Source organism: Microbacterium sp. LjRoot205, assembly GCF_056175745.1.
This window is the reverse complement of the sequence record NZ_JBGFFH010000008.1, coordinates 92,473-106,418: the sequence shown is the minus strand read 5'-3', so window position 1 is coordinate 106,418 and position 13,946 is coordinate 92,473. Positions and strand designations below refer to the sequence as shown.

General features: G+C 67.7%; 18 protein-coding genes. 12 read left to right on the top strand and 6 right to left on the bottom strand.

Going from position 1 to position 13,946, the window contains the following annotated elements:
• The first annotated feature begins 15 nt into the window (after window positions 1–15).
• From AC04ME_RS14890 to AC04ME_RS14880, 3 genes are read left to right on the top strand one after another with little or no spacing between them, the layout of a single operon-like run.
• A complete protein-coding gene (locus AC04ME_RS14890) occupies window positions 16–1,311 on the top strand; it encodes an ABC transporter substrate-binding protein (protein WP_475435736.1) in 1,296 nt (431 codons plus the stop codon).
• Entirely contained in the window at window positions 1,308–2,246 is a 939-nt protein-coding gene (locus AC04ME_RS14885; RefSeq protein ID WP_079113516.1) for a carbohydrate ABC transporter permease, read from the top strand. The genes AC04ME_RS14890 and AC04ME_RS14885 overlap by 4 nt, the downstream gene beginning before the upstream one ends.
• Window positions 2,246–3,154 carry a carbohydrate ABC transporter permease gene (locus AC04ME_RS14880; protein WP_079113515.1) on the top strand — a complete coding sequence of 303 codons (909 nt, stop codon included), beginning with the start codon at window positions 2,246–2,248 and terminating at the stop codon, window positions 3,152–3,154. The genes AC04ME_RS14885 and AC04ME_RS14880 overlap by 1 nt, the downstream gene beginning before the upstream one ends.
• Window positions 3,155–3,266: 112 nt before the next feature.
• Here the strand turns inward: AC04ME_RS14880 and AC04ME_RS14875 are convergent, their stop codons facing one another.
• Together AC04ME_RS14875 and AC04ME_RS14870 are read right to left on the bottom strand one after the other, a co-directional pair.
• Window positions 3,267–3,851, bottom strand: coding sequence for a TetR/AcrR family transcriptional regulator (locus AC04ME_RS14875; protein ID WP_475435734.1), 585 nt, complete (start codon window positions 3,849–3,851; stop codon window positions 3,267–3,269).
• A gap of 4 nt (window positions 3,852–3,855) precedes the next feature.
• Window positions 3,856–4,398 carry a hypothetical protein gene (locus AC04ME_RS14870; protein WP_475435732.1) on the bottom strand — a complete coding sequence of 181 codons (543 nt, stop codon included), beginning with the start codon at window positions 4,396–4,398 and terminating at the stop codon, window positions 3,856–3,858.
• A gap of 199 nt (window positions 4,399–4,597) precedes the next feature.
• On the opposite strand from AC04ME_RS14870, the gene AC04ME_RS14865 reads away from it, so the two are divergent.
• On the top strand, window positions 4,598–5,326 hold the full coding sequence (locus AC04ME_RS14865; RefSeq protein WP_311878013.1) for a MerR family transcriptional regulator: 729 nt from the start codon (window positions 4,598–4,600) through the stop codon (window positions 5,324–5,326).
• 29 nt (window positions 5,327–5,355) lie between these two features.
• Here AC04ME_RS14865 and AC04ME_RS14860 read toward each other — a convergent pair whose 3' ends face one another.
• A complete protein-coding gene (locus AC04ME_RS14860) occupies window positions 5,356–6,024 on the bottom strand; it encodes a GOLPH3/VPS74 family protein (protein ID WP_475435730.1) in 669 nt (222 codons plus the stop codon).
• Window positions 6,025–6,245: 221 nt separating this feature from the next.
• Between AC04ME_RS14860 and AC04ME_RS14855 the strand changes: the two genes are divergently transcribed.
• Complete coding sequence (locus AC04ME_RS14855) at window positions 6,246–6,857, top strand: small multidrug efflux protein (protein ID WP_475435728.1); 612 nt, start codon at window positions 6,246–6,248, stop codon at window positions 6,855–6,857.
• 79 nt (window positions 6,858–6,936) lie between these two features.
• On the opposite strand, the gene AC04ME_RS14850 is transcribed toward AC04ME_RS14855, so the two are convergent.
• Window positions 6,937–7,440, bottom strand: coding sequence for a hypothetical protein (locus AC04ME_RS14850; RefSeq protein ID WP_079113510.1), 504 nt, complete (start codon window positions 7,438–7,440; stop codon window positions 6,937–6,939).
• An 88-nt stretch (window positions 7,441–7,528) separates the two neighbouring features.
• On the opposite strand from AC04ME_RS14850, the gene glsA reads away from it, so the two are divergent.
• Complete coding sequence (gene glsA, locus AC04ME_RS14845) at window positions 7,529–8,461, top strand: glutaminase A (protein ID WP_042539966.1); 933 nt, start codon at window positions 7,529–7,531, stop codon at window positions 8,459–8,461.
• Between the two features lie 23 nt (window positions 8,462–8,484).
• On the opposite strand, the gene AC04ME_RS14840 is transcribed toward glsA, so the two are convergent.
• A complete protein-coding gene (locus tag AC04ME_RS14840) occupies window positions 8,485–8,802 on the bottom strand; it encodes an NIPSNAP family protein (protein WP_042540138.1) in 318 nt (105 codons plus the stop codon).
• Between the two features lie 38 nt (window positions 8,803–8,840).
• Window positions 8,841–9,281 (bottom strand): hypothetical protein, encoded by a 441-nt coding sequence (locus tag AC04ME_RS14835; protein ID WP_311878023.1) that lies wholly within the window; start codon window positions 9,279–9,281, stop codon window positions 8,841–8,843.
• Between the two features lie 117 nt (window positions 9,282–9,398).
• Here AC04ME_RS14835 and AC04ME_RS14830 point away from each other — a divergent pair, with 117 nt between their 5' ends.
• The 6 genes from AC04ME_RS14830 to AC04ME_RS14805 all read left to right on the top strand — a co-directional run bounded on the left by AC04ME_RS14830 (window position 9,399) and on the right by AC04ME_RS14805 (window position 13,882).
• Window positions 9,399–9,617 carry a hypothetical protein gene (locus tag AC04ME_RS14830; RefSeq protein ID WP_042539970.1) on the top strand — a complete coding sequence of 73 codons (219 nt, stop codon included), beginning with the start codon at window positions 9,399–9,401 and terminating at the stop codon, window positions 9,615–9,617.
• A complete protein-coding gene (locus tag AC04ME_RS14825) occupies window positions 9,614–10,057 on the top strand; it encodes a BLUF domain-containing protein (RefSeq protein WP_042539972.1) in 444 nt (147 codons plus the stop codon). The genes AC04ME_RS14830 and AC04ME_RS14825 overlap by 4 nt, the downstream gene beginning before the upstream one ends.
• Window positions 10,058–10,240: 183 nt before the next feature.
• Window positions 10,241–11,173 (top strand): ATP-binding cassette domain-containing protein, encoded by a 933-nt coding sequence (locus AC04ME_RS14820; RefSeq protein ID WP_475435725.1) that lies wholly within the window; start codon window positions 10,241–10,243, stop codon window positions 11,171–11,173.
• Entirely contained in the window at window positions 11,170–12,012 is an 843-nt protein-coding gene (locus AC04ME_RS14815) for an ABC transporter permease (RefSeq protein ID WP_309691293.1), read from the top strand. Before AC04ME_RS14820 ends, AC04ME_RS14815 begins: the two co-directional genes overlap by 4 nt.
• Window positions 12,009–13,196, top strand: a complete 1,188-nt coding sequence (locus AC04ME_RS14810) for a sensor histidine kinase (protein ID WP_475435722.1) — start codon at window positions 12,009–12,011, stop codon at window positions 13,194–13,196. The genes AC04ME_RS14815 and AC04ME_RS14810 overlap by 4 nt, the downstream gene beginning before the upstream one ends.
• Window positions 13,193–13,882 carry a response regulator gene (locus AC04ME_RS14805; protein WP_079113504.1) on the top strand — a complete coding sequence of 230 codons (690 nt, stop codon included), beginning with the start codon at window positions 13,193–13,195 and terminating at the stop codon, window positions 13,880–13,882. Before AC04ME_RS14810 ends, AC04ME_RS14805 begins: the two co-directional genes overlap by 4 nt.
• The last annotated feature ends 64 nt before the right edge of the window (window positions 13,883–13,946 follow it).

Below are 13,946 nucleotides of genomic sequence, written 5' to 3'. Positions count from 1 at the left end.
CAAGGAGGCGCACACATGAGAATCAGACATCGGCAGACAGCCAGGGCGGTCGCGATGGCGGCTGCACTCGGCGCCGTCGTGGCGCTGGGGGGATGCGCGTCGTCGCCGGACGGCGGCATCACCACCCTCAGCTTCTTCCAGTTCAAGGGGGAGGCACTAGAGGACTTCAACGCGATCATCGCGGACTTCGAGGCCGAGAATCCCGATATCCGCGTCGTGCAGAATCAGGTCGCGGACTCCGAGACCCTCATCCGCACGCTGCTCGTCAAGGACAAGGCGCCAGACGTCATCACCCTGAACGCGAACGGCGGATTCGGGGACCTCGCTCAAGCCGGGGTGTTCTACGACTTCTCCGATGAGCCGGTTCTCGAGACCATCAACCCCGCGGTGCAGGAGATCCTCTCAGATCTCGGCACCAAGCAGGACGAGGTGAACGGGCTCGGCTACGTCAACAACGCCAACGGCGTCATCTACAACCAGGACATCTTCGAGGAGCAGGGGCTCGAGGTCCCCGAGACGTGGGACGAGTTCATCGCGGTGTGCGAGGCCCTCGAGGCTGCGGGGATCACCCCGTTCTACGGCACCCTCGCGGACTCGTGGACCGGCATGCCGTCATGGAACGCTCTGGGGGCGTACGCCTCGCAAGGCGGCTTCTTCGACGACCTTCGCGCGGAGGGTGAGGATGTCGGCGCCGATTCGGCCGTCTCGTTCGAGAAGGACTTCCCCGAGGTGATGGCTCAGCAGGCAGAGCTCTTCTCGTACATGCAGGAGGGATACCGCGGCCGCACCTACGACGACGGCAACGCGGCCTTCGCCCGCGGCGAGTCCGCCATGCTGCTGCAGGGCATCTGGGCGCTGAACCCCGTCAAGGCCATCAACCCCGACATCAAGGCGGCGATCTTCCCCTACCCGGCGGCGGACGATCCTGATGATCGTCTGCTGGTCTCCGGTGTCGACGTCGTCGTGACCATGGCGAAGGACACACCTCATCGCGAGGAGGCGCTCCGCTTCATCGAGTACCTGTTCGACGTCGGAGTGATCGAGGAGTTCGCCGCTTCTCAGAACATGATCCCGTCGGTGGAGGGCGCCGAGCTGAGCGACGACCCTGCGCTGCAGTCGGTCAAGCCCTTCTTCGACGAGGGGAAGATCACCGGCTTCATCGATCATCAGGTGCCGCCGAGCATCCCGCTGGTCGCGATCGTGCAGCAGTTCCTGTTCGACGGCGACGCGGATGCGGCGCTGTCGACCCTCGACAGCGAGTGGCGCAAAGTCGCCGCCCGCACCATCCCCGTGACGGGAGACGAAGAATGAGCACCCTGACCAGCGCTGTGCGCGCCACGACACCGGGGCCCGAGGGCACGAAGCGAGCGCGCCGGGTCCGCACCGCGAGCTCCCGCGCGCTGCCCGCCTATTACTGGATGGTCTGGCCCGCCGTCATCGCCTTCGCCGCGTTCCACACCATCCCCGTCATCGTGGGCATCTTCTTCAGCTTCACGAACTACGCCGGCTACGGCGACTGGAACTTCGTCGGCATCTCGAACTACCTCAACCTCTTCAAGGACGACAGAGTCCTGAAGGCCTACGGGTTCTCGTTCCTGTTCGCCATCGTCGCCACGATCCTCACGAACGTGATCTCGCTCTCGATCGCCATGGGGCTCAATGCCAAGATCCGCGCACGGAACTTCTGGCGCGGCGTCTACTTCGTACCGTACGTGCTCGCGATCCTCGTGATCGGCTACGTCTTTCAGTTCCTGTTCTCGAACTCGCTGCCGAAGATCCTGTCCGGCATCCCGCTGTTCCGCGACAACATCCTCACCAACCCCGACTGGGCGTGGACGGCGATCGTCGCACTGGCGGTCTGGCAGGCCTGCGCGTTCTCGATCATCATCTACCTCTCCGGTCTGCAGACGATCCCGAGCGAGTTGTACGAAGCCGCATCTCTCGACGGTGCATCCTCATGGCGGCAGTTCGGATCCATCACCTTCCCGCTCATCAGCGCGTTCTTCACGATCAACGTCGTGCTGAGCCTCAAGGGCTTCCTGCAGGTCTTCGACCCGATCGTCGCCCTTACGAACGGAGGGCCGGGCACGTCGACCGAATCGGTCACCCTGCTCGTCTTCCGCGGTGGATTCTCCGGTGGAGAGTTCGCCTACCAGACCGCGAACGCCGTGATCTTCTTCATCGTGATCACGATCGTCTCGCTCCTGCAGTTCCGGGTCCTTCAGCGCAGAGAGGCCGATATCTGATGACCACCGCAACCACAATCCTCGCCGAAGCCGAGGCGACAACACCTCGCCCCGGATGGCGCGCCAGGCGCGCCTCCGAGAACGACGACACCCGCAGGACGAACTGGTGGGCGACCGCGCTCATCGCCGTCTGCTCGCTGACCGTGCTCATCCCGCTGTACCTCGCGGTCGCCGTCGCGCTGAAGACGCCAGAGCAGCTCGCCGCCGGCAACGGGTTCGAATGGCCGAACCCGATCCGCTGGGAGAACTTCGCCGACGCGTGGGCGCGGACCGCGTTCCCGCAGGCGCTGCTCAACACGGCGCTGATCACGGTCGGAGCGGTCGTCTTCACCCTGCTGACCAGCTCGGTGGTGGCGTACGCGCTCGCCCGCAACAGCCACCGACCGTTCTTCAAGGGGGTGTTCTTCTACTTCCTCGCCGCGCTGTTCATCCCGTTCCCGATCATCATGCTGCCCCTGGTCAAGCAGACGTCGCTCCTCGGTCTGGACAACCAGGTCGGCATGATCGTGCTCTACACGATCTTCGGCATCTCGCTGAACGTCTTCATCTACAGCGCCTACATCCGCTCGATCCCGATCGAGCTCGAGGAGGCGGCGCGCGTCGATGGAGCATCCACGTGGCGGGTGTTCTGGCAGATCGTGTTCCCGCTGCTCACGCCCATGAACGCCACCGTCGGCATCCTCACCTGCGTCTGGGCGTGGAACGACTTCATCATGCCGCTCGTCGTCCTCACCGACCCCGGTGCGCGCACGATCCCGCTGGCGCAGTACGTGTTCCAGGGCCAGTACAATACGGACTACACGACCGCCTTCGCCTCGTACCTGATGGCGATGGCACCGCTGCTGATCGTCTACATCTTCTCGCAGCGGTGGGTCATCTCCGGGGTCACCCGGGGATCCATCAAGTAGGTGTGATCGGGAGATATGCCGCACTGCGCCGAGTGACGGGGCGGAGAGGTCACCTCAGACAGGGCCATGCACGCGGGTATCCGCAGTCTGGGAGTTCGGTCGTCGCGGGGGCTCAGGCCGCGAGGGTGTCGATGTGTCGCTGCAGCACCCGGTCGGCCTGACCGGCGGGGTCGTCGGAGGTGTTCCACAGCAGGTGGAGCGCAAGCCCGTCGAGCAAGGCGTGCAGTCGTGCCGTCTCGAGATCGGGATCGAGAGTCGGGTCTGTCACTCCCGACTCTGAGAGCTGTCGCAGCACTGATGAGCACACTCGGCGGACGCCGTCGTGAAGGTCGGCTGCGCTTCCCCTCAGGCTCTCGTCGGCGAGGGCGAGCCGGCTCAGCTGCAGCTGCACGACGAGCTCTGTGCGTCGTGTGTCGTCGAGGGGGAGCAGTTCTCGCATCCACTGCATCGCTTTCTCGCGACCGTCGCCCGTCACGGCGCGCAGGCGGGCCGCGACGGACTGGTGGATGCGGTCGAAGCAGAACCGGCGAAGGGCGTCCTGCGTCGGGAACGCGCGTCGGAGCGACGCTGTGGCGATCTCCGCCTCCTCCGCGACCTTGCGCACCGACAACCCGGCGATGCCATCGCGCACCAGCACGCGGAACGCCGCCGCCCCGATCTCGTCGTTGCGGTCGTCGTGGTCGATGAGGCGGGGCATGACCTCATTCTCGTGCAGTGGCGGGTGATCGCTTGGGCCAGATCGAGTAGCTGACGGCCCACAGCAGATCTATCGCCACGATCATGCCGAGGATCGGGAAGAATCCGAGCAGTTCGGCGGTGCGAGCCGCGTCGCCGACGAGAGCGATGAGGCCCCCGAGGAGCCCCGCTGCGATCGCGGCGGCCAGCATCGTGCGCGCGACGTCCTTCCAGCAGGCGATCGTGTATGCAGAGCCGAACAGTCGGGGTCGAGGCGCCGCCCCACGAAAGCGCGAGGCGAACTTCGCGTCCGCCCACGCGATCATCCGATGGCCGTACGCGACCGAGATGCCGATGTAGAGAGCGGCTAGGCCGTGGTGCCACGAGGCCGTTCCGCCGCCCATGAGATCGAGGGCGACGAGCGCCAGTAGAACCAGGTCGATGGCCGGCGCCGCGAGCAGCAGCATCCTGCCGAGTCGTGGGCGGTCGAAGGCGTAGCGGGCGATGAGGCCGGCTGCGATCGCGATCCAGAAGCCCACCTCGCACGCGATGATCGCAGCAAGGATCATGGACGGTCCTCTCGGTCGACGGTCCGATTATGTTAGCACGACTGTGCTACCACCTGACATGCGGACGCCGCAGGACTTGAGTATGTGGCGACCACAGGGTTTCTACTACGACATGCACTCGACGGAGCACGGCGTCGCCCCAGGCGCCGCCGCGAGCCAGAATGAGTCAGAAGACGGCCGCGCAGGAAAGGGACCCTTCATGGCGTGGAGCACGAGAGAGGTCGCTGACCTCGCCGGAACCACGGTGAACACCGTGCGGCACTATCACCAGGTGGGCCTGCTCGAGCAGCCGAGCAGATCCTCGAACGGATACAAGAGCTATGAGGTGAGTCACCTCGTGCAGCTGCTCCGCATCCGTCGTCTGCGCGAACTCGGGGTTCCCCTCGATCAGATCGATCGTGTCTCCGCCGGGGACGATCGTGCCCTCGCGGCGTTGGAGGACATCGACGCCGAGCTCGCCGTCACGATCGAGCGGCTGCAGCAGGCTCGGGTGGAGATCCGCACCATCATCGACGGCGCGACGACGACGGATCTGCCTCGGGGCTTCGAGAACCTCACCGCACGCCTCACCGAGACCGAACGGTCGCTGATGCTCATCTACTCCCAGGTCTACGATGACGAGGCCATGCGGGATCTCCGGGTGATGCTCGAATCCGATCCGGCCGACGTGCGCGCCGATTTCGATGCGCTGCCACCGGATGCCGACGAGCAGACGCGGATCCGCATGGCGGAGAGATATGCGGTCGGACTCGCTCATGATCTGACGACCTATCCGTGGCTGCAGGATCCTCTGGCGCATCACCGAGGGCGCCCGCAGATGACATGGGAGGCGGTCGCGGAGTCGGTCGCCGCGCTCTACAACCCCGCCCAGCTCGATGTGATCGCCCGAGCGCATGTGATCGCGCTGGCGACGATCGCCGCCGGCTGAGCGGGAGCACGACTCCGGGCGCTCTCGATTCACAGACGCGGCAGTACCGTCGCCGCGATCACGGTGTTCATGATGACGGCGTTCATCGTGCGCACCACCGCGCTCGATGCCGCTGCGGCACCCCAGTCGCCGTCCTCGAGCCGCTTCGCCCTCGTGTAGACATCGCTGCCCCAGGGGATCTCCGCGTGGAACTGGGGGAGCGTGCCGCTCGCCGACAGGAGGGCGATGCTCGCCGCGGTGCGGGGGTCCGGATCGTCGCCGTCGATGAGCGCGGCTCGCACTCTGCGGATGAGGTCGGAGCGGCGTTCGCCGGCGAGTGTGAGCTTCGTCGTCGGGAAGAGTCCGAGGACCTTGCCTTCCGCGCGGTTGAGATCACCGCGCGCGACGACACGGTCGAGGACCGGGCCGCGCAGCTGGGGACCGATGCCGGCGAGAACGGCCTGCACGTCCTGAGCCTTCTTCGACAGCGACGTCAGCGCCGGCGCAAGCAGTGGGTCGGGCGCATCGCCGTCGCCGACCGCGCGCACCCGGGTGAAGAGTCCGTGCTCCTCGGCTTCGACCCGACCGGTGAGCGCGAGGTCGGCCAGCACGGCGCCGCCGAGCACGTAGAAGAGGATGTTCTCGCCGGCGATGGTGCCCGAATCGGGTTGGAAGAGCAGGAGCAGGGTGTCTTCGGCGATCAGGGCTTCTTCCGACATGGGTGCTCCTCGGGTCCTCGGCGTCGCGGCCGCGACCTGTCGTCACGGTCGTCACGAGCGCCTGTAGACGCATAGTCAAGACGGTGTTCCGACCACAGGGTCAAGCGGGTCGGCGATCGGAGAGCTCACGCTTGACCCTGTCCCGGGCACACGGTCTTGACTGCCTTCAGACATCCGCGGTACGCACCGTCCGCGGCATCCGACAGAGAGAGATACGACCGATGGACAACCCCTATCCCTGGTTGCAGGACTTCATCAACCAGGTCCCCGAGATCCTGCAGCCGATCATGGTCGCGCTCGTCGCCGCCATCCCGTACATCGAGGGCGAGGGCGCCGCCGCGTTCGGCATCATCGCCGGAATCAACCCGATCGTCGCTGCGCTCGCCGCCATCACGGGCAATGTGCTCTGCGTGATCGCGGTCGTGCTGCTCGGATCGCGGATCCGCGGCGGGGTCGTCGCGCGCCGCGCGGCGCGATCGGCTGCGGCCTCGCCCTCAGCGGTCGGTGGCTCGGCGTATGTCACGTCGACGGTGGCGACCGCCACGGCATCCGACGCAGGCGGGGTCTCCGGCTCAGCGACAGCCGACGACGATGACACGACGCGGCGTGGGAAGGGGCGCGCGAAGCTGCGGCGCTGGCTGGTCAGGTTCGGTGTCCCCGGCGCCAGCATCCTGGCACCGATCGCTCTTCCGACGATGCTCACCGCGGCCTTCTTCGTCGCATCCGGCGTGCGCAAGGAATGGGTCATCCTGTGGCAGATCATCGCGATCGGGCTGTGGACGGGAGCTGTCGCGGCCGCTGCCACGGGACTCCTCGCCCTGCTGGGCTGGTGAGGCGGCGCTCCTGCCCGAGAGCATGCGGCGTCGTCCTGGAGATGACGGACCTCGAGATCGCCTGATCAGTCGTCCACCGTCAGCGGAGGACGCCGCAGGCGGTCTCGACTCGGAGCATGACCGTGCCACCTGCTCCCATCGGGTAGCTCAGCAGGTACGAGCCGGTCTCGTCCTCGATGAGCGTGTGCCCGCCCGTCACCGGCCAGGTGGTGCCGTCGGAGTACTCCACGTCCTGCGAGGACGTGCCGGTGGAGGTCACCGCGTCGCCGTACTCGTCCTGCAGATCGGCGATCGTTCCCTCGACATCGGTGCTGGGGATGCCGAGCGCCCACACCCACCGCCCGATGCCGTCGTCCTCGCCGGGGCACGCGTACGCGTTCGCGTCAGCCTCCGCGAACCGCTCGCCCGCGGGGAACGCGGCGACGAGCTTGTCGACGACGTCATTCGAAGTGTCTCTCACCTCGTTCATGCTCTGGTCGAACTTCGGCGGCTCGACGTCGGTGGGGGCGCTCGGGGAGCATCCGGCCACTGTGGCGAGGGCGAGAGGCAGAGCCAGGAGAGGTGCGAGTCGAGTGGAGCGCATAGGCACAGTCTTGCTCATCCCGACGGGCGGCACGTCAACCCCGTCGGCCGATCTCCTCTTTCCACACGACACGTGTCACTGTGGACGGATGAGACCAGACGCGCGAAGCTACGACCTCGACGATCTGCGGCAGCGGGTCATGCAGGAGCAGGGCGGAGCGGTGGATGACAGCATCCCCGAGCTGGCCGACGCGGACGCCGATCTGTGTGCTCTGGCGCTGGTGCTGCCGGACGGCACGATCCGCACCAGTGCTCAGTCATCGGTCCCGTTCAGTGTTCAGTCGGCGGTCAAGCCGTTCCTCTTCGCTCTGGCGCTGTTCGACACCGAGGGTGAAGCGCTCGACCTCGTGGGCATCGAACCGACAGGCGAGGCCTTCGACGCGATCAAGCTCGAGAGCGGAACCGGCCGGCCGCCGAACCCGATGGTCAATGCCGGTGCGCTGCTCACGGCATCGCTCGTCGACGGCGCGACCGTGGACGAGCGCGGGGAGCGGATCCTTCGAGGGCTGTCGGCCTTCGCCGGACGCCGGCTCGAGGTCGACGAGAGCGTCGCGCGGAACGAGCATCTGCTCGGCGACCGCAACCACGCGCTCGCCCACCTCATGCGGGCAGAGGGAACGCTGCATGTCAGCGCCGACGATGCCGTCGCCGTCTACGCGCGGGCGTGCGCCGTGCTCGTCGACGCGGAGGCGCTGGCCGTCATGGGTGCGACCCTCGCCTGTGGCGGGGTGAATCCGGTGTCGGGGGAACGCGTCGTCTCGCAGAGCGTGGCTCGCGACGTCGTCTCTGTCATGGCGACCTGCGGCGTGTACGACGGTTCCGGGCGGTGGATGCGCGAGGTCGGCATCCCGGCGAAGTCGAGCGTGTCGGGTGCGATCGTGCTCTCGGCGCCCGGACGCCTCGGCGCCGCCGTCGTCAGCCCTCCTCTGGACGAGCTCGGCACGAGCGTGCGTGGAAGAGCGGCATGCGACGCGCTGAGCGTCGAGCTCGACCTGCACGCGTTCGGGACGTCGGCGAACTGAGGATCGAGCCCCCGGCCGGTGTCTCAGTCTGCGTCGGGGGAGAAGACGGGGCTGAGGAAGCGACGTTCGTAGCGGCGGATGCACTGCGTTCTCCGCGCCAGCTCGAACGCCTCGATGCACTCGGGGTCGCTCTTCGAGGCCGTCCGGTAGATCTCGTACTCAGCCAGGGACGGGAAGGTGAACAGCGCGAACGCCTCGTCGCTGTCGCCTTCGCTCGGCAGGAAGTAGCCGTGGTGGGTTCCTCCGTGCTTGGCCACCAGTCGGATCCATGCGCGCCCGTACTCGGTGAAGTCGTCGAGTTTGTCGGGGTCGATCTCGTAGCGCAGGTGAACGGTGATCATGTCGTTCATCCTCTCAGAGGGTGAACGTCGTCTCGCTCTCAGCCCGCATCCGCGACGTTCCGTTCCTCGTCGGAGTTCGGGGTCCAGCCGAACCATCCGCCGTCAGTGCTCATGACGCTCCAGTCGCCGCACGCGAAGACGGTCTTCGCCGTGTACGGATCGGGAGCGTCGTCGAGCACCCAGGCCGGCGCCGAACTCCGTTCCACCTCGGTGCAGTCGTCGCCGAGCGCGGATCCGCTGGAGAGCAGAACGACGGCGTCCGCGGCGTCCTCGATGGTCGACGTGCGCACGGTGATCTCGGTGGCGTCGGCCGGGATCCAGCCGGCCTCGACCTCGGCCCCGTCGTCGAAGGCCTCGACGTCGTCGAAGGTCGATGTGGCCTGCTTGTGGACGATGCTGTCGTAGGCGGAGCATCCGGTGAGAGAGATCAGCCCCACGACGATCAGGGCGGAGGAGGCGAGGGCCGTTCGTGCGTTCATGTGTTCCACACTGGTCGACCCGAGCGGCGTCGACATCGGGCGAGCGAGGTAGCGGCATACATCTCGAGGATGATCCCGCGCCGACCCCGCCCCTGAACGCGAAGGTACGCTGAAGGCATGGGTGATCAATCGCCGCTCGCCTCTCGACCCCTGTGGGCGAGCGTGGCCGACGGCTTCTACGTGGGCAGCCGGGACGGCTCCTTCCTCGGCTACGTCGACCGTCAGGCGGATGGCATGTGGCGTGCTTTCGACGCGGTCTCGCGTTCCATCGGCGACTATGCAGACCACCACCGCGCGATGGCCGCGGTGACCACTCGGGGAGAGGATGCCGGATGACCGCCGAGCACGCACTCGTCTCGCTCGTCTACTGCAGCAGCGCGACGCACCCGTTCAGCGAGCAGGAGCTCGCCGACCTGCTCGCGGTGAGCCGGGCCCGTAACAGCGCTCGTGACATCACCGGCATGCTGCTCTACCGGGGCGGCGAGTTCGTCCAGATCCTCGAGGGTGCCAGGTCGGACGTGGAGAGCCTGATGGAGATCATCGGCCGGGATCCCCGTCACGAGGACGTGCGTGTGCTGATCGAGGAGCCGCTGCATGAGCGGCGCTTCGCCGAGTGGACCATGGGGTATCAGTCCCTGGTCGCTGCGGAGCCGAAGATGCTGTCGGGATATCGCGATTCCTTCGACGACCTCCGCGTGGGCGACCACGACATGATCGGCCGCGCGATCATGGAGCTCACCCTGTGGTTCCGCGTGCGGGAGTCCGCCGCGCGGTAGACGCGGGCTCGTGAGCACGGGCCGCTCGCCGGCCCGCTTCGCCGCAGCTCGCGCTCACCGAGCTCCCGCTCGGCTCTCTCGGGATGTAGACCCTGGTACTGCCTCGCCACCGTGGTCAGGACCGCAGCCCGATGTGCCCGTGCGCCGTCGTTCGTAGCGTCGAAGGCGAACGAAAGGCGCGACATGATTCGAGTTCAGTCCCTGACGAAGCACTACGGCGAGAGGGTGGCCGTGAACGGCATCGACTTCACCGTCGAACCGGGCACGGTCACCGGGTTCCTGGGACCCAACGGGGCAGGCAAGTCCACGACCATGAGGATGATCGTCGGCTTGGACCGGCCGACCGCGGGCACCGCGGAGGTCAACGGTCGGGCCTATGCGGATCTGCCCTCACCCCTGCGCGAGGTCGGCGTGCTGCTCGATGCCCGGTCGGCGCACAGGCGCCGCACCGCTTACAAGCACCTGCTGGCGATAGCGGCCACCCACGCCATCGGCTCCGCCCGCGTGCGTGAGGTGATCGAGATCGCGGGACTGGGTGCTGTGGCAGACAGGCGAGTCGGCGGGTTCTCGCTCGGCATGAACCAGCGGTTGGGGATCGCCGCGGCTCTGCTCGGCGATCCGCAGACGATCATCCTCGACGAGCCGGTGAACGGCCTCGACCCCGACGGCATCCTGTGGATCCGCGGCCTGCTGCGACAGCTCGCGGGGGAGGGGAAGACCGTGTTGCTCTCGTCGCATCTGATGAGCGAGATGACACAGACGGCCGACCATCTGCTGGTCATCGGTCGAGGGACGATTCTGGCAGACGGGCCTCTGCACGACGTGGTCGCGGGTGCGACCCGATCCGTGGTGCGCGTGCGGACCAGAGAGGTCGAGCGACTCATGAGCACCCTCGCGGGCCCCCGGGTCACCATGACGACGCACGCGGATGGCGCGGTCGAGGTCGACGGCCTCGCCGCCGAGGACGTGGCGCGTGCCGCGGCCGACGCGGGCATCATGCTGTACGAGATCGCCGCCGTCGAGGGCTCGCTCGAAGACGCCTACCTCGCCCTCACCGCGCACGACACCGAATACCGCGCGACCGCGCAGGATGYCATCGAAGGAGCCGGACGATGACCCTCACCACGAGTCCCCGACGAGCGGATGCGCGCACTCGCCGCCCCGCGTTCGCCCACGTGCTGCGGTCGGAGTGGATCAAGCTGTTCAGCCTGCCCTCCTCCGTGCTCGCCCTCGCGGCGATCTTCCTCATCGGGGTCGGCGGCAGCCTGTTCCTCGGCGTGACGCTCGAGTCGTCGGGTGCGCCGTCGGTGCTCCTGATCGAGCGCACCATGGCCGACGTCACAGTGCCGACCGTCGTCCTCGGCCAGATCATCGCCGGTATCCTCGGAGTCATGCTGATCGGCGCCGAATACGCATCTGGCTCGATTCAGCCCACGTTCGTCGCGGTGCCCGACCGGTTGCGCGTCCTTCGCGCGAAGGCGGTCGTGGCGTTCACCGTCGTCACCGCGACCGCCCTCGTCACCGTGTTCAGCGCATGGGCGCTCACCACGCCGATCTATGCACAGTTCGGCCTCGCGGCACCGCTCACCGCACCGGGGGTCGTGCTCGCGCTGCTCAGCTCGGCGGGGTATCTCGGGCTCTGCGCGCTGTTCGGGGTGGGCATCGGGGCACTCGTGCGATCGACGACAGCGGGAGCGATCATCGTCTTCCTGGCCACGCTGCTGCTCCCCGTCCTGACGTCGCTGCTTCCGTACGGGCTGCTGTCCCGCGCTCTGCGCCTCACCCAGCTGGGCAATGCGGGCGATGCGATGAGCCGGGTCGGCGCAGAAGGCGGTCCGTTCCTCGACCTGTGGAGCGGTCACATCAGCGTGGGTGCCGGCTGGCTGATCGCGTCGATCTGGGCGGCGATCGCGCTCGCTGCAGGCGCGATCGCCCTGCGCAAGAGAGACGTATGACACCGCGGCGATCCGACCTCGTGGTTCTCGGGTCGTACTCGGCGGTCTCGCTGGCCCTCGGCTACCTGTCGCTCGAGTCGTCACTGACCACACCCGCGTGGGCGCTCGTGGCGCTGTTCGTCGCGGGCATCGCGACGATCCTCGTCTCACGTCGGCATCCTGTCGTGGCCTTCATCGCTGTCGTCGTTCTGCTCCCGCTGTCATTCGCCGGCGGGTCAGGCGCCGAAGCGGTGCTCACGGTCGCGATGCTGCACCGGTGCGGAGTCGACCTCCGGCCGCGACAGGCATGGACGGCGTTCGCGGCGGCCGTGGCGTCGGGCATGCTCGCTGCGCTGGTGCTGTCGCTGCGCGTGCGCCTCGGCCCGCCGCTGCTCGGACTGGCGCCGCGAGTGGACCTGGACGCCTGGCCCCTCGACTGGCTCGGCATCGCCACCGTCGTGGTCGCGGTCTCGCTGATGTCCACCCTCGTCGGGCTCAACGTCGGCCACCGGCGGCGCGAGCTCCGCGCACTCGTGGAACGAGCGGAGCAGATGCGCCGTGAGCGCGACCAGGAGGCGCACATCGCCGCCGTGCTCGAACGCGAGCGGATCGCTCGGGAGATGCACGACGTGATCGCCCACAGCCTCGCCGTGATGGTCGCGGTCGCCGACGGCGCGCAGGCCTCCGCAGCCGCTCGGCCAGAGGAATCCCGCCGGGCGATCGGGCGGGTCGCCGAGACCGGGCGCCGGACTCTCGTCGAGATGCGGCGCCTGCTGACGACGGTCCGCGCCGAGGGCGACTCGGTCGACCGTCAGCCGACGCAGGCGACCATGGAGCGCATCCCGTCTCTCGTCGAAGAGTCGCGGATCGCGGGCCTGCCGGTCCGATTCGAGCAGACGGGCGACATCGACGCCGATGCCGTGGTGGGGCTGACGGTCTATCGCATCGTGCAGGAGGCACTGACCAACGTCCTGCGGCACGCACGCGACGTGCAGGATGTCGTGGTGAAGATCAGCATCGCAGACGACGAACTGTCGATCCTCGTGGAGGACACGTCTGCGCAGGCTCTCCCTATCGTCGACCCGGGCCGTGGCCTGGTCGGCATCCGCGAGCGCGCCGCGTTCTACGACGGGCACGTCGAGGCCGGGCTCCGGCCGGGCGGAGGCTGGCGCGTGTTCGTACGACTGCAGACGGAGAAACGATGACGACATCCGATGCCCACGCCGCCCGGATCCGGGTGCTGATCGCCGACGATCAGGAGCTGGTCCGCTACGGACTCCGTCTCGTGCTCGAGGCCGAGGACGACATCCAGGTCGTGGGCGAAGCCTCCGACGGGGCGTCGGCCGTGGACGCCGCGATCGCGCTGGGGCCCGACGTGATCCTGATGGATGTGCGCATGCCCGGCAAGGACGGCATCGAGGCGACCCGAGACCTCACCGCACGGCTGCCACGAACCCGGGTGCTCGTGCTGACCACCTACGACCTCGACGAGTTCGCCTTCGGGGCGCTGCAGGCCGGAGCCGCAGGGTTCCTGCTCAAGAACACGCGACCGATCGAACTCGTCGCCGCGATCCGCACGGTCGCGACGGGCGATGCCGTGGTCGCTCCGCGGATCACCTCGAAACTCATCGAAGTCGCCCTGCCGCACCTGGCTCCCCGCACTCGGGCTCAGGACCACGCTCTCTCGGTGTTGACCGACCGCGAACGCGACGTCTTCGTTCACGTCGGCCGCGGCCTCACGAACGACGAGATCGCGAGGGCCCTGCACCTGAGCGAATCCACGGTCAAGGCGCACTTCGGCCGCATCCTCATGAAGCTCGACCTGCCGCACCGTGTGCAGGCGGTCATCCTGGCGTACGAGCTCGGCATCGTCAGGCCCACCGGCCAATAGCCCCGCCGCGCAGGGCCGCCCATCCTCGCAGACTCACTGCGGCGTGTTCACCACTGCCGTGCGG

What these genes read in the sequence shown, in the direction of transcription:
- AC04ME_RS14885 (WP_079113516.1), top strand. Translation starts at nt 1,308, where the DNA reads ATGAGCACCCTGACCAGCGCTGTGCGCGCCACGACACCGGGGCCCGAG.
- AC04ME_RS14805 (WP_079113504.1), top strand. Translation starts at nt 13,193, where the DNA reads ATGACGACATCCGATGCCCACGCCGCCCGGATCCGGGTGCTGATCGCC.
- AC04ME_RS14850 (WP_079113510.1), bottom strand. Translation starts at nt 7,440, where the DNA reads ATGCGCTCCACTCGACTCGCACCTCTCCTGGCTCTGCCTCTCGCCCTC.
- AC04ME_RS14840 (WP_042540138.1), bottom strand. Translation starts at nt 8,802, where the DNA reads ATGATCACCGTTCACCTGCGCTACGAGATCGACCCCGACAAACTCGAC.
- AC04ME_RS14870 (WP_475435732.1), bottom strand. Translation starts at nt 4,398, where the DNA reads ATGATCCTTGCTGCGATCATCGCGTGCGAGGTGGGCTTCTGGATCGCG.
- AC04ME_RS14880 (WP_079113515.1), top strand. Translation starts at nt 2,246, where the DNA reads ATGACCACCGCAACCACAATCCTCGCCGAAGCCGAGGCGACAACACCT.
- AC04ME_RS14830 (WP_042539970.1), top strand. Translation starts at nt 9,399, where the DNA reads ATGGGTGATCAATCGCCGCTCGCCTCTCGACCCCTGTGGGCGAGCGTG.
- AC04ME_RS14855 (WP_475435728.1), top strand. Translation starts at nt 6,246, where the DNA reads ATGGACAACCCCTATCCCTGGTTGCAGGACTTCATCAACCAGGTCCCC.
- AC04ME_RS14810 (WP_475435722.1), top strand. Translation starts at nt 12,009, where the DNA reads ATGACACCGCGGCGATCCGACCTCGTGGTTCTCGGGTCGTACTCGGCG.
- glsA (WP_042539966.1), top strand. Translation starts at nt 7,529, where the DNA reads ATGAGACCAGACGCGCGAAGCTACGACCTCGACGATCTGCGGCAGCGG.
- AC04ME_RS14865 (WP_311878013.1), top strand. Translation starts at nt 4,598, where the DNA reads ATGGCGTGGAGCACGAGAGAGGTCGCTGACCTCGCCGGAACCACGGTG.
- AC04ME_RS14890 (WP_475435736.1), top strand. Translation starts at nt 16, where the DNA reads ATGAGAATCAGACATCGGCAGACAGCCAGGGCGGTCGCGATGGCGGCT.
- AC04ME_RS14815 (WP_309691293.1), top strand. Translation starts at nt 11,170, where the DNA reads ATGACCCTCACCACGAGTCCCCGACGAGCGGATGCGCGCACTCGCCGC.
- AC04ME_RS14875 (WP_475435734.1), bottom strand. Translation starts at nt 3,851, where the DNA reads ATGCCCCGCCTCATCGACCACGACGACCGCAACGACGAGATCGGGGCG.
- AC04ME_RS14835 (WP_311878023.1), bottom strand. Translation starts at nt 9,281, where the DNA reads ATGAACGCACGAACGGCCCTCGCCTCCTCCGCCCTGATCGTCGTGGGG.
- AC04ME_RS14825 (WP_042539972.1), top strand. Translation starts at nt 9,614, where the DNA reads ATGACCGCCGAGCACGCACTCGTCTCGCTCGTCTACTGCAGCAGCGCG.
- AC04ME_RS14860 (WP_475435730.1), bottom strand. Translation starts at nt 6,024, where the DNA reads ATGTCGGAAGAAGCCCTGATCGCCGAAGACACCCTGCTCCTGCTCTTC.